General features: G+C 37.7%; 12 protein-coding genes, 1 tRNA gene and 1 rRNA gene. 4 read left to right on the top strand and 10 right to left on the bottom strand.

The annotated features are described in order from the left end of the window. Positions 1-39: 39 nt before the first annotated feature. From ABIN17_06575 to ABIN17_06590, 4 genes are read left to right on the top strand one after another with little or no spacing between them, the layout of a single operon-like run. Positions 40-234 (top strand): ATPase, encoded by a 195-nt coding sequence (locus ABIN17_06575; GenBank protein ID MEO0284715.1) that lies wholly within the window; start codon positions 40-42, stop codon positions 232-234. Next, a complete protein-coding gene (locus ABIN17_06580; GenBank protein MEO0284716.1) occupies positions 234-809 on the top strand; it encodes a V-type ATP synthase subunit E in 576 nt (191 codons plus the stop codon). The genes ABIN17_06575 and ABIN17_06580 overlap by 1 nt, the downstream gene beginning before the upstream one ends. 1 nt (position 810) lies before the next feature. Then, positions 811-1,833: a V-type ATPase subunit gene (locus ABIN17_06585; GenBank protein MEO0284717.1), complete on the top strand. Its 1,023-nt coding sequence runs from the start codon at positions 811-813 to the stop codon at positions 1,831-1,833. Continuing rightward, positions 1,830-2,168: a V-type ATP synthase subunit F gene (locus tag ABIN17_06590; protein ID MEO0284718.1), complete on the top strand. Its 339-nt coding sequence runs from the start codon at positions 1,830-1,832 to the stop codon at positions 2,166-2,168. Before ABIN17_06585 ends, ABIN17_06590 begins: the two co-directional genes overlap by 4 nt. Positions 2,169-2,175: 7 nt before the next feature. Here the strand turns inward: ABIN17_06590 and ABIN17_06595 are convergent, their stop codons facing one another. From ABIN17_06595 to sufB, 10 genes are all read right to left on the bottom strand, one after another. Beyond that, on the bottom strand, positions 2,176-2,697 hold the full coding sequence (locus tag ABIN17_06595) for a hypothetical protein (protein ID MEO0284719.1): 522 nt from the start codon (positions 2,695-2,697) through the stop codon (positions 2,176-2,178). Between the two features lie 20 nt (positions 2,698-2,717). Next, a complete protein-coding gene (locus tag ABIN17_06600; protein MEO0284720.1) occupies positions 2,718-3,248 on the bottom strand; it encodes a hypothetical protein in 531 nt (176 codons plus the stop codon). A gap of 40 nt (positions 3,249-3,288) precedes the next feature. After that, positions 3,289-4,176 (bottom strand): hypothetical protein, encoded by an 888-nt coding sequence (locus ABIN17_06605; protein ID MEO0284721.1) that lies wholly within the window; start codon positions 4,174-4,176, stop codon positions 3,289-3,291. Positions 4,177-4,191: 15 nt separating this feature from the next. Continuing rightward, positions 4,192-4,653: a hypothetical protein gene (locus ABIN17_06610; protein MEO0284722.1), complete on the bottom strand. Its 462-nt coding sequence runs from the start codon at positions 4,651-4,653 to the stop codon at positions 4,192-4,194. A gap of 261 nt (positions 4,654-4,914) precedes the next feature. Then, a 23S ribosomal RNA gene (locus ABIN17_06615) occupies positions 4,915-7,956 on the bottom strand. A gap of 96 nt (positions 7,957-8,052) precedes the next feature. Further along, positions 8,053-10,542, bottom strand: a complete 2,490-nt coding sequence (locus tag ABIN17_06620; protein ID MEO0284723.1) for a DNA polymerase I — start codon at positions 10,540-10,542, stop codon at positions 8,053-8,055. 70 nt (positions 10,543-10,612) lie between these two features. Beyond that, positions 10,613-10,687 (bottom strand) — tRNA-Asp (locus ABIN17_06625). Between the two features lie 50 nt (positions 10,688-10,737). Then, positions 10,738-11,853, bottom strand: coding sequence for a SufD family Fe-S cluster assembly protein (locus ABIN17_06630; GenBank protein ID MEO0284724.1), 1,116 nt, complete (start codon positions 11,851-11,853; stop codon positions 10,738-10,740). Between the two features lie 30 nt (positions 11,854-11,883). After that, on the bottom strand, positions 11,884-12,648 hold the full coding sequence (gene sufC, locus ABIN17_06635) for a Fe-S cluster assembly ATPase SufC (GenBank protein MEO0284725.1): 765 nt from the start codon (positions 12,646-12,648) through the stop codon (positions 11,884-11,886). A 13-nt stretch (positions 12,649-12,661) separates the two neighbouring features. Beyond that, positions 12,662-14,065, bottom strand: coding sequence for a Fe-S cluster assembly protein SufB (gene sufB, locus ABIN17_06640; GenBank protein ID MEO0284726.1), 1,404 nt, complete (start codon positions 14,063-14,065; stop codon positions 12,662-12,664). Positions 14,066-14,102: the final 37 nt, after the last annotated feature.

Below are 14,102 nucleotides of genomic sequence, written 5' to 3' on the forward strand. Positions count from 1 at the left end.
GAAGCAGGTGGAGATGACTTTTCAAAACTACTCGCTCATATAGGTGTTGCTCTTGCTGTTGGTATACCTGGTCTTGGAACAGGTTGGGCTCAATCAAGAATTGGTGCAGCAGGTGCAGGAACAATTGCTGAAAGACCTGAAACAGCCATATGGATTATAATAATGCTCGCGATACCTGAAACAACAGTTATACTTGGATTTGTTATAGCCTTTATGCTTATGGGTAAAATTTAATGACTCTTAAGGAATTTGTAAAGGGAAAAATAAATAAAATAATTGAGGAGATTGAAAAGGAGACTTTTTTAGAAATAAAAAAAATTAGAGAAGATTTGGAAAAGGAAAAAGAAACTATAGGGGAAAGAATGTTAAAAGAAGTAGAAAATTTTTTAAAAATTGAGAGAGCTAAAAGGATAGCTGAAGTAAAGCTTAAAGCACTAAATGAAGTTTTGTTATCAAGAAATACTATTTATGAAAGACTTTTAGATATTTTAAAAGAGGATATAGAAAGGAGAAGGAAAAATGGAACCTACAGAGAATTTTTTGAAAAGCTTTTTTTAGAAGCTCTTACAGATTATGGTGAAAGAGAAGGAAAAATTATCTGTTCTCCACAAGATTACGAATATACAAGGGAGCTTGTTGAAAAAATGGAACTACAATTTGAAATTCAAAAAGATGAAAGTATATTTGCAGGTGTTATAATAGAGCGGAAAGATGGTAAAATAAGGGTTTTAAATACTCTTGAATCAAGATTAAAAAAAGCAGAACCATATTTAATGCAGAAACTTTTTAATCAGATTTTTAAAATTTAGTATGGATGATTTTGGGTATATAAATGCAAGGATAAGGGCAAAGAAGGAAAAACTTTTAAAAAGACAGGAAATTGAAGAATTGCTACAGGCTGAAAATTTTGAAAAGTTTGTTGAAAACCTTCAAAAAACGGAATACTCAAGGGATATTGAAAGGGGAGAAATTGATTTAGAAAAGGTATTAAGGGGAATTAACAAAAACTTTTCAGATACAATTAAAGGTATAATGGAATTTTCTTCAGGAAATCCGAAAGAGCTTCTTTATATTCTCCTTTCAAGGTTTGTTGTGGCAAATATAAGAGCAATTATAAGAGGGAAAATGAGGAATATTAAGCCTGAGGATATTGAAACAGCACTTTTTCCTGTTCTTGAATTGGATGAACCAAAATTAAAGGCTCTTCTTTCAAAGGAAGAAACCTCAGAAGTTCTTGAATTACTTTTAACTTTTAGAATTCCCCTTCCTTTTGTTATAACAAGTAAATTGATCAAAAAAGTGAGGGAAAAGGATATTGAATTTGTTGAAAATTATTTAGAAAGTTCATATTATAGTTATGCATTTAGCAAGGTAAAAAGGGGAGATGGCGATAAAGAATTTATAAGGTATATGTTAAATTCTTGGGTTGATCTTAAAAATATAGTAGGTATTTTGCTCTATTTAAAATACGGCATAAGCCCCCTCGGTAAAATTGAACTTCTTCCTTATGGGTTTTTAACTGAGAATCAGAGGAAAGCCCTTTTAAAGGCTCAGAGTTTAAAGGAAATTTCAGAAATTTTGTTTTCTACGAAATACAGAGAACTTTCAAAGTTAATAACAGAGGGAGATATTATAGGTTTTGAAAAGCGTTTTGAGGAGGTATTGAGTTTATGGGCAATAAAGGGTTTTTTAAAGGACCCTTTATCAATTGCTATACCACTTGCTTATATAATTTCAAAATACAATGAGGTTGTAAATTTGAGAATTATTGCCTTTGGAAAGTATCATGGTTTAGAAACCTATGAAATAAGGAAGGAGATACTTTTAATATGAAGGAAAGAGAAAAAGAGATTAAGGTTCTTGCTTTAACGGAGGAAGGTTATGATGCTGGTTTTAGACTCGCGGGTTGTATTACAAGGAAGGTAAAGGATGAAAAGGAGCTTTCTAAAATTTTGGAACATTTTATTGAGAACGGTGAGTTTGGAGTGATACTTGTAGAGGAATCTTTATATCAGAAGATAGAGGAGAGAAAAAGGAAAAAGTATGAAGAATTATCTTTTCCTTTAATAGTTGGTCTAAATTTAAAACCTGAAGGTAGACTTGATCCGGCTGAACACATAAGGGAGTTAACGAAAAGGGCAATAGGTTACAGTTTAAAGATAAAGTAAATTTTTATTATTTTGAAAAAGTTCCTAATTCTATAAGAATTATATAAAAGCGGTCGCGTAAAAAGAAGTATCTGTATCTTTCAGAAAGTGGAATATTTATAGGATAATCCTGATAGGAAAGGGCAATAAAAAAATCTTTTGATGGAATTTTGTATCTAAGCTGTATTAATGGAAATGAAAATAAGAATCTGGTATAAAGATTTGGAATATTGAGTGGATAAGGAGAGTAAGCACTTACATATGTAAAGTTTCCTATACCACTTCCTATTTTCAGTTTTTCATTAAAAAAAGTTTTTGATAATTCAAAGGAAGATATAAATTCAAAGGCGAATTCAGGAGATTTATCTGAGATTTTTTCTATAACTCCTCCGCTTCTAATTAAGAGTGAACCTCCCATGATAAATTGTCTCAAAGGTTTTTCAATTTTTATTCCATAAAAGGGGGAATTAATAGGCTTTTCTGGCCAATAAAAAGGTGTAAAATTTATCCAGAAGTTTAAAGAAGTAAAAAGAATTAGGATAAAGTTCATATTATTCCTCCTTTATATATTTACAGGGAAAAGCCCCATTTTAGTAATATTAAATTAAAGAATGGGTAAGGTGGTGTATTTCCTTTTCCTTTAATAAATGTGCAAAACTTATATGTGATTCCAAGGACAATGGGTGTATTTTGAAATTTATGTTGTATATTGAGAGATAATGGTGTAAAAAAGAAGAAATTTTTAATAACTGGAGGATAATATTCTGTGGGAAATTTATATATGAAATTGCCTCCTCCGATAGATAGTTCAATTTTCTCATTAAAAAATTTTTTTGAAATTTCAAAAAGAATAATATATTCAAAACTCCAGAATGAAGTAAGAGTGAAAGTATCTTTTATGGTTGTATCTCTTATTACTTTACCTTTAACTTTTGAGGATGTTTCAAAAAATCTTGCCATAATTGAGCTTCCTATATAAAATTTTTTGACAGGAAATTCAAAACCGATTCCCCAGAAAGGTGAATTGGCATATAGGTTTGGGGAATATATAGAGTATTCATTCCAGAAGTTTATAGAAAGAAATAAATATATAATAAACATTTTGGGGTTTTTTTAGGGAGGGGGAATTGAACTCCAAATTTTAAGGACTCCAATTCTGGTAAAAATAGGGCTTAATTAAAGCACCACCTACATCTTCACTTGGAATTTGCCACATTCCAGGCACCCCTCCCTGTGTCCACTCAAAAAGTCCATAAACAAGCACAGCGCCGATAAAATCATCATCATTCCAACCCCAATCTTCTTCCCACACTTCAATATATACTCCATACCACCGCCATGATTCCGGTCCGTTAAACCTAAAAAGCGATTTGCCCCTCCAATCATATCCCCATATTCCCACGCGTTCAGGTGTTTGATACCATCTATTTAGATAGTCCACGCCCGGAAATTTAGTGTATGTCGGTTCCCATACCTGATCCCACACATTATATGTATAAATTTCCATTGGCCCCGTTTCGCATCGTTGACTAATATACATACCCCTCATTAAAAGTCTCACAGTATTCTCTTTTATAATAACCTGACTATTATTTTCCCCTATATTTGAACCATAACCAGTTTCCACTGGAGATTCCTCCACCCGATATTGGTAAATGCTACTTTCAGGAGGTTCTGGTGATACAAAAAGAATGGGATAATTTGGTAGGTTAAAAAGATCTATATATATTTTTTCTCCTTTAGAATTAAAACCTAATAGTGTATCCCACTCTGTATCATCTTTCAGAGTAGTCCAATAAGTAACATAAGGGGAAATTTTAGCAGGATTTTTTATCCAGGTTGAGTAATACAAAGTATCTAAAAATTGAAGTGATACTGTAGGATAATGTTTTACTAAACCACCTATACACTCTTCTAAATAACCGGAAACTAAAGACATTTTTTTCAGTATTGTTTCCCCTGTCGATGTAACACTCTGAATATAGTCAGAAAAATATAAAGAATGTTCTTTATAAGGCGAAGATGTCATATAATCTGAAAGAATTTAACGATTCTCTTCATTCAGTAAAGCCATTGCAAGCGCTTGTGAAACTGCTGAAAGTGTGTCCTCAAGTGTAGGTTGGGGAACACGAACTTCACAAGCAATAGGTCTTCCAAAAGGGTCGTATTTACATTGAATTACTTCAATCTTTTGAAAACTAAAAGGAGAAGAATTTAATAAAGAAACCATAGATGGTTCAATTTCCATAATAGTATCAGGTTGAATAACTCCTAAAAGTACACTTTCAAGAAGAAGACCGAGTGTTTGTCTAAAAGGACCAGTAACCTTTGATTCTATGAAAGGGATTACATCATTTGTAAGTTTATTCTGAGCAGAATTATAATTTTCTCTTTCTACCATATTTTTCACGACATCAACTTTATTTATAAAGGCATTTCTTGTTGCCTCAGGATCAAAGTTACCATACCCATTCCTTACCCATCTCAATATTGTATTTATGCACATAAGCGAAAATGCACTTCCCTATAAGGATCTCCACTATAGGTTTCTCCTGTAATAAAAGTAAGGTAATGAAATACATAATCTTTTAACACCATATTTTGTGGCAGTGAGCTTTTAATTTGAATTTCTGGAAATGTTTTTCTTCTGACAGCTGGAGAATAAAATTAAACTTATTAAAACCTCTATAAAAAAGTTATAATCTTTTAAATTTATTTTTTTTCATTTCATTCCCATTTCTTCTAATTTTTAAAATTAATGGGAAGGGTTTTGAAGGCGAACGGTCGATTAGGACCGCTCGGCTCAATCCCTTACGGGACTTACACCTGCGGCCTATCAACCCGGTAGTCTTCCGGGGACCTTCAGGGGCACCTCATCTTGGGGTGCGCTTCCCGCTTAGATGCCTTCAGCGGTTATCGCTTAGAGGCATGGCTACCCAGCTATGCCCCGGGCGGGACAGCTGGTACACCAGAGGCCTCCCCACCCCGGTCCTCTCGTACTAGGGGCAGCACCCCTCAAGTGCCCTCCGCCCGCGGTGGATAGGGACCGACCTGTCTTACGACGGTCTGAACCCAGCTCACGTAGCCCTTTAATGGGCGAACAGACCAACCCTTGGGAGCTTTTTCACCCCCAGGATGGGCTGAGCCGACATCGAGGTGCCGAACCGGGCCGTCGATATGAACTCTCGGGCCCGACTAGCCTGTTATCCCCGGGGTACCCTTTATCCGCTGAGCGACGGCCTTTCCACACAGGACCGCCGGATCACTAGGCCCCGCTTTCGCGCCTGCTCGGCCTGTCGGCCTCACAGTCAGCCCCCCTTCTGCCCTTACACTCAGCAGCCGGTACCGTCCGGCCTGAGGGGAGCTTTGGGCGCCTCCGTTACCTTTTAGGAGGCATCCGCCCCAGACAGACTGCCCACCTGACCTTGTTCCTCCCTGCGATCCAGCAGGTGAGGTTAGAGTTTCGACATAAAAAGGGTGGTATTTCACCGGTGGCTCCACCTGCCCTGACGAGCAGGCTTCATAGCCTCCCACCTATCCTACACATTTTATGTCAAAACTCAGGGCCAGGCTGCAGTAAGGGTCCACGGGGTCTTTCTGTCCCTCCGCGGGTAGGTGGCATCTTCACCACCACTACAACTTCGCCGGGCCCCTCGCTGAGACAGCGCCCCAGTCGTTGCGCCATTCGTGCGGGTCGGAACTTACCCGACAAGGAATTTCGCTACCTTAGGACCGTTATAGTTACGGCCGCCGTTTACCGGGGCTTCGGTTCAGAGCTACCTCCCTGGTTTTACCCAGGGGCTCACCCTTCCCCTTAACCTTCCGGCACTGGGCAGGCTTCAGGCCCCATACTTCCTCTTACGAGTTAGCGGAGCCCTGTGTTTTTGTTAAACAGTCGCCAGGGCCGATTACCTGCGACCTCTTTCCGCTACTTGCCCGCGAAGGAGCTTTCACGTACTCGAGGCCCCCCTTCTCCCGAAGTTACGGGGTTAACTTGCCGAGTTCCTTAGCGAGGGCTCACCCGCGCGCCTTAGCACATTTATGCCCGCCTACCTGTGTCGGTTTGCGGTACGGTCACCCTGGCTTCATAACCTGCGAGGTTATTTCTTGGCAGTGTGGGAACACCCAGTTCCCGGGGTTACCCCCGGTCCCCATCACCCCTCAGGCTCCAGGCCGGGATTTCCCTCGGCCCTTCACAGCCCTAAAGGCTTAGACCCGGTAATCCGTTACCGGGCTGGGCTATCCCTCCTGCGTCACCCCCCAGGCTCCACCAGGGTGGCAGGGGAATATTAACCCCTTTCCCATCCCCTACGCCTTTCGGCCTCAGGTTAGGGACCGGCTAACCCTGGGCGGACGAACCTTCCCCAGGAAACCTTAGGCTTACGGCGTCCCCGATTTCCACGGGGATTATCGCTACTGATGCCCGGATTCTCACTTCCCAGCAGTCCACCCTGGTTTACACCAGAGCTTCAACCCGATGGGAAAGCTCCCCTACCGCTCCGGGATTTAACTCCCGGAACCCGCAGCTTCGGTGGCAGGCTTAAGCCCCGATACATTTTAGGCGCAGAGGCGCTCGGCTGGTGAGCTGTTACGCACTCTTTAAATGATGGCTGCTTCTAAGCCAACATCCCAGCTGTCTTAGCGCCTCCACCTCCTTTCACACTTAGCCTGCTCTTAGGGACCTTAGCCGGCGGTCTGGGTTGTTCCCCTCTCGCGGATGGAGCTTATCCCCCACCCGCTGACTCCCGGGAAGCATCTGGCAGTATTCGGAGTTTGGTTGGGTTCAGGGTTTCCCCCTACCCCATCCAGTGCTCTACCCCTGCCAGACTCATTCCCGAGGCTATACCTGGATATATTTCGGGGAGAACGAGCTATCACCGGGTTCGGTTAGCTTTTCACTCCTACCCACAGGTCATCCGAGGACTTTTCAACGTCCACCGGTTCGGGCCTCCACTCTCTGTTAAGAGAGCTTCACCCTGCCCATGGGTAGATCACCCGGCTTCGCGTCTGCACCCACTGACTTAGCGCCCTTTTCGGACTCGGTTTCCCTCCGGCTTCCCCCGTTTTACCGGGGTTAACCTCGCCAGTGAGTGCAACTCCCGGGCTCATTAGGCAAAAGGCACGCCGTAAGATCAGAAGGGACCCAAATCCTGGCAAAGCCAGGACTAAAGGCACCCCCTTCCAACCCTCCGACTGATTGTAGGCGCCTGGTTTCAGGTTCTATTTCACTCCCCTCACCGGGGTTCTTTTCACCTTTCCCTCACGGTACTTAGTACACTATCGGTTGCCGGGACGTATTTAGCCTTGGAGGGTGGTCCCCCCTGATTCCCACAGGGTTCCACGTGCCCCGTGGTACTCGGGAACATAGCCCAGAGAGTCCCTCCCCTTTCGCCTACGGGGCTGTCACCCTCTATGGCTCCACTTTCCAGAGGATTCGGCTAAGGAAGAGATTTGTAACTCTCCGACCCATCCGTGGCTGGGTCCGGCTATGTCCCACAACCCCAATCCGACCAACACCCACGGGCTTTTACAGCCGGATTGGTTTAGGCTCCTCCCCGTTCGCTCGCCGCTACTAAGGGAATCTCATTTTGATTTCTTTTCCTCCGGGTACTGAGATGTTTCACTTCCCCGGGTTCGCCTCCCCTGAAAAATCAGGGGATGATCCCGGTTTACCGGGATCAGGTTACCCCATTCGGGAATCCCGGGATCAAAGGCTGCTTGCGCCTCCCCCGGGCTTTTCGCAGCTTGCCACGCCCTTCATCGCCGCCCGACACCGAGGCATCCACCAGACGCCCTTACTACCTTCAAAACCCTTCCCAACCTAATTTTCAAATAACAGTGTAAAATATCATCCCCAAAATTAGGGTATTATAATTATACAATTTTTTATCCCATTTGTCAAGCATCATTCCCTCTTCGCATCAAACCAGTTTCTACCTACCCCCACCTTTACTTCAAGTGGCACTTTTAAATTATAAACTTTTTCCATACAATTTTTCAATACAATCAAAAAATCATCTACTTTTTCCTCTTTAACCTCAAAAATTAGCTCATCATGCAACTGTAAAACAAGTTTTATATCTTTTGAATTTTTAATCACTTCTTTATATATGTTTATCATGGCAAGTTTTATAATATCTGCAGCTGAACCCTGAACAGGAGTATTTACTGCCATTCTTTCACCCTGCTCCCTTACTTCCCTCTTTGGATGAAATAATTCAAAAATCTTTCTCTTTCTCCCGAATATTGTCCTCACCTCCCCTTTTTCTGTTGCTTCTCTTATAGTATAATCAATCCATTCTTTAACCTTGGGATATGCTCTAAAATAATCCCTTATAACCTCTTCTGCTTCCTCATAAGAAATAGATAGTTCCTTTGATAAACCATAAGGAGATAATCCATAAAATATCCCAAAATTAATAGTTTTTGCTTTTCTTCTGTCTTCTTCTGTAATTGAAACTTTACCCAAGATATTCTTGGCAGTTTCAGCATGAATATCTCTTCCTTTTATAAACGCTTCTATCATATTTTCATCACCGGAAAGATGAGCAAGAATCCTGAGCTCTATCTGTGAATAATCAGCTACAACAATCTTAAAACCTTGAGGAGCAATAAATGCCCTTCTTATATTTCTTCCTATCTCTGACCTTATAGGTATTGTCTGAAGATTTGGATTTACGCAAGTTATTCTACCTGTCTGTGTTCCTATCTGTTTAAAAGTAGCATATATTCTACCTGTCTCAGGGTCTATAAGTGATTTCAAAGGTGTTACGTAAGTTGATAAAATCTTAAATAATTCACGATATTCAAGTATTTTTCTGGGAACAATATGTTCCTTTGCAAGTTCTTGCAAAACAGCTTGGTCTGTTGAATACCCTGTTTTTGTTCTCTTTTTGGGCTTTAATTTAAGTTTTTCAAATAAAATTTTTCTTAGCTTAAAAGGTGAATTTAAATTGAATCTTGTTCCACAGATACTGAATATTTCCTCCTGAATAAGTTTTAATTTTCTAAGAATATCAAACTCAAGATCTGTAAATATTTTTCTATCAATTAAAACACCCGAAAGTTCCATCTCTGCCAACACTCTTGTTAAAGGATTTTCAATTTTAAAATAAACCCCATCAAGTTCCTCCCTGAAAATCTCTTCCATTAATTTTGGAATTATCCTCTTTATCACATAAAGAATTTCAACTTCCCTTTTTGAAGGTAAATCTGATAATCTTTTACCAAGAAATTCAAGAGTAATGGTTTCTTCATCTGGATCGGGTTTTTCAGGATACATAAGTTGATAGATTATTATTGGATCATAAACCTTTGCCCTCACATCAATTCCTTTTTTTAAAGTTCTCTTATAAAACTTTTTTGCATCAGGAACAAAAATCTCATTATTTTCATTAATTACAATATCCTTAAAATCTTCATCTTTTATTTTAAAAGCCTCTTCATAAAATCCCACTATATATCCATCTCTCAAATGCACTGCAATTGGGAACCTATTAACTTTTTCATAATCTTCCTTTAATTTTATATCAGGTAAATAGGTAGAAAATTTTTTCATCAGAGTTCTGAACTCAAACATTCGGAAAATTTCAAATAATTTTTCTAAATCTGGTTCCTTTACTTTAAGTTCCTCCATATCTAAGTATATAGGTACATCAAGTTCAAGGTTTATAAGTTTTTTATTAACCTCTATTATATCCCTGTTATTTTTTATAATTTCTACAACATTTTTATCTGATATTCTCGAAGGTTCTTCTAAAATTTCTTCAAGAGAATATTTTTCAAGAATTTCTTTAGCTCTTTTTTCACCTATTCCTGGGACACCAGGAATATTATCTATTGAATCCCCTATTAAGCTAAAATAATCTGAAAGTTTTTCCGGGGGAAGTCCATATTTCTCCTTAACCCTTTGAGGGTTATAAAGAATCTCTTCTTTTGGTCTTGTATCAAGGACCCAAATATTTTCATTTACTATCTGCAAAATATCCTTATCCGATGTCTGAATTAATACTTTAAAACCCTCTCTCTCTGCTTTTTTAGCAATAGTGGCTATAACATCATCTGCTTCATATCCTTCAATTTCAAAAATTTTTATTTTTAATGCCTTTCCAAGCTCCTTTATCCATATTAAACTGAAAGTGAGTTCATCCGGTGCTTTTGGTCTTGTTGCCTTATATGCTGAATAAATTTCGTGCCTCTTTGTTTTTCCCTTTGCATCAAAAACAAGAGCAGCATGAGTGGGTTTATATTCTTCAAGAAGCCTTAAAAAAGAATTTGTAAAAGCAAAAATAGCAGAAGTATTCTCCCCCTTTGAATTTCTTAATGGATTTTTTTCAAAAGCAAAAAAGGCTCTATAAGCAAGGGATGTCGCATCAACAAGTAAAAGCAGGGACATTCTGAATAAATTATATTAAAAAATTATTGAATTTATCACTTTTAAAGGAAATTTAATAAAAAAAAATTAACGGGGACGACGGGACTTGAACCCGCGGCCTCCGGCTCGACAGGCCGGCGTTCTAGCCAAGCTGAACTACGTCCCCGTTAATATTAATTATATATTCAAAACTAAATATTTTTCAATATTTTAATTTTATACTTTTATCAAAGATAAATAGTCTTTTACCCTTTCTTTAAAACCTTCTTCCGCACCATCTAAATTGGAAAGTAAATAAGATTCAACATACATCCTTACAGCTTCTTCCCTACTTAATCCCCTGGAAATCATATAAAAAAGTTTCTCCTCAGAAAGAGGACCAGAATTTACTGAATGAGTGCATCTTAAATCATTTGAAAGAATTTCAAGAGAAGGAACAGGAAGAAAACTTGCACTACTTGAAAGCAAAAGGGCATCACCCTCAACAAAAGCATTTATTTTCTTTAAATTTTCCTCAACCCTTGCAAGACCATAAAAACAAACAGTGGATTCATCAAACAAAATACCCCTTGAATATTCTTCACCACTTGTATAACTTTTCCTAAATATAAGGTCATTCCTTAAACTTAAAAAATTTTTCTTTTCCCCTACAAAAACATCCTTAACAAGGGCTTTCGCACCTTCACCTTCAACAAAAATATACTTATCAACCTTTGAATAAGGATTTCTGAAATAAGCAGAAAATATTTCTGTTTCAGAATCCCTTCCCAGAAACAAAAATAAAGAATTAAAAAGGTAGGAAATATTAGAATTATGAAAATTATATAATTTTAACTTTGAAGAATCATCAAGAAGAAAAATAAAAAGATTATGTGAAAAAAAGTTCCCTTCATTTTCCTGATTAATTTTAAGTTCTAAATAAGAGGAATTAAGTTTAAAAATATAAGTCTGAAAACTGTAAGTAGAATTTAAAGGAGAAACTGAACTTAAATCAAATTTTTTTTCTCTATTATTTAATTCAAGAAAAAAACCTCCTGTGGGAAAAATAAAATGAGTGGCAATCAGTCTATCCTTTTTCAATTCAAAAACCTTTAAAAAGAGATCATAAGCAACTTTATTATCAAGAAAATCGGGAAATAGAAGAATACCATCTAAATCTGATAATTCGTCTCTTATAAGAATATCTTCTTTTACTTTTAAATAATCTCCAAAAGGAATATTTCTTAAATCTGTATACCTCTCACTTGGAAGAGGAAGATCCTTTAAACTACTAAAGACCTCTTCCCTTTTCTTTAAATATTCAAAGTTTTTAATTTTTATTTCTGTTAACATAGAATTTACCTTATTTTAGAATTTTAAATTTTAAATATTAGAATTCTCAAAAACTTTGTATCCAGTTTTCTCAACCTCCTGAACAATCTCAAATCCACCTTCTTTTACAATTTTCCCATTTACCATTACATAAACCTTATCAGGTTTTACATAATTTAAAATCCTCTGATAATGGGTAATAAGTAAAGCGCCAAAATCAGGTGATCTCATCAAATCAATAGCCTTTGCCACAATACGAATTGAATCAATGTCAAGACCTGAATCAACCTCATCAAGAACTGCAAATTCTGGTTTTAAAAGAAGCATCTGTAAAACCTCAGCCCTCTTCTTTTCACCTCCTGAAAAACCAACATTCAAATCCCTTTCAGCAAAATTATCATCAAAACCCAGAAGTTCCAGTTTCTTTTTTAATTCCTTTTTATATTCCAGAAAATTCCTTGGGTAAGACTCCCCATTTTTCTTTTTCTCTTTAAGAGCAAGAATACTTCTCCATACGAAATGCTGAAAAGTTATTCCTTTTATTTCATAAGGATACTGAAATCCAAGAAAAAGGCCAAGCGAAGCCCTTTCATCAGCTTTAAGTTCTAAAATATTTCTACCCTTAAAAATTATTTCTCCTTTTGTAACCTTATATTTGGGATGACCCATAAGAACAAACCCAAGGGTTGTCTTACCAGAACCGTTTGGTCCCATTATCGCATGAATTTTTCCCTTTTCAAGAAAAAGATTTAAACCTTTTAAAATTTCTTTATCTTCAACAGATACATGAAGATCTTTTATTAAAATACCTTCCATTTTTGCCTCCTTTTTAACCAATTGAACCTTCCATTTCAAGTTGAATCAATCTATTTAATTCAACCGCATACTCCATGGGAAGCTCTTTTGTAAGGGGTTCAATAAAACCAAGAACAATTAGGGCAAGGGCTTCTGACTCCGGAATACCCCTTGAAGTTAAATAAAAAATCTCTTCCTCAGATATTCTACCAATACTTGCCTCATGACCCAAATCAACCTCTTCCTCCTTAATCTCCATATAAGGATAAGTATCAGACCTTGATTTTTCATCAAGAATCAAAGCATCACAATTTACATTTGACCTTACTCCCTTTGCTCCTTTTATAATTCTTACAAGCCCCCTATAGGTTGTCCTTCCACCGTCTTTGCTTACACTTTTTGAAATAATCCTGCTTGAAGTATAAGGCGCAAGATGAATTGCCTTTGCTCCTGTATCCTGATGCTGACCTTTTCCTGCATATGCTACTGAAATTATTTCAGCTCTTGCTCCTTTTTCCTTCATTATAACACATGGATACTTCATTGTAACCCTTGAACCCATATTACCATCAACCCATTCTACAACTGCATCCTGATAAGCAATAGCTCTTTTTGTAACAAGATTGTAAATATTGTTAGCCCAGTTTTGAATTGTGGTATACCTGACCCTTGAACCCTTTTTTGCTATAATTTCAACAACAGCAGCATGCAATGAATAAGAAGAATACATAGGCGCAGTGCAACCTTCAATATAATGGACAAAGGAACCTTCATCAGCAATAATTAGAGTCCTTTCAAATTGACCCATGCTTGCAGCATTAATCCTAAAATATGCCTGCAAAGGAAATTCAACATGAACACCAGGTGGAACATAAATAAAACTTCCACCACTCCAGACTGCTGAATTGAGTGCAGCAAACTTATTATCAGTTGGGGGAACAACTTTACCAAAATACTCTTTAAAAAATTCAGGATACTTTTTTAGAGCAGTATCTGTATCAAGAAAAATAACACCCTTTTTTTCAAGATCTTTTCTTATGTTATGATAAACAACTTCAGAATCATACTGCGCTCCAACTCCTGCAAGAAACTTTCTCTCTGCCTCAGGAATTCCAAGTTTTTCAAAGGTATTCTTTATGTATTCAGGAACATCCTCCCAGGAAGTACCCTTTCTATCAGTCGGCCTCACATAATAAGATATTTCATCAAAGTTAATACCTTTTAGATCTGCACCCCATAAGGGCATTGGCTTTTTTAAAAAAATTTCAAAAGATCTTAACCTGAATTCTCTCATCCAATCAGGCTCACCTTTTATAGAACTTATATCCTCTACAACTTTCTTGGTTAATCCCTTGGGTGCAGTATAAAGATAATCAACTTCATCTCTAAAATCATACTTCTTTAAATCTATAGTTAAAACATCTTTTAAATTTTCCATTTTGTTTCCTCCTTGTATAAATAAAATATACAGTTAA

The sequence above is a fragment of the candidate division WOR-3 bacterium genome, from assembly GCA_039803925.1.
In the GTDB taxonomy this organism is placed as follows: domain Bacteria; phylum Hydrothermota; class Hydrothermia; order Hydrothermales; family JAJRUZ01; genus JBCNVI01.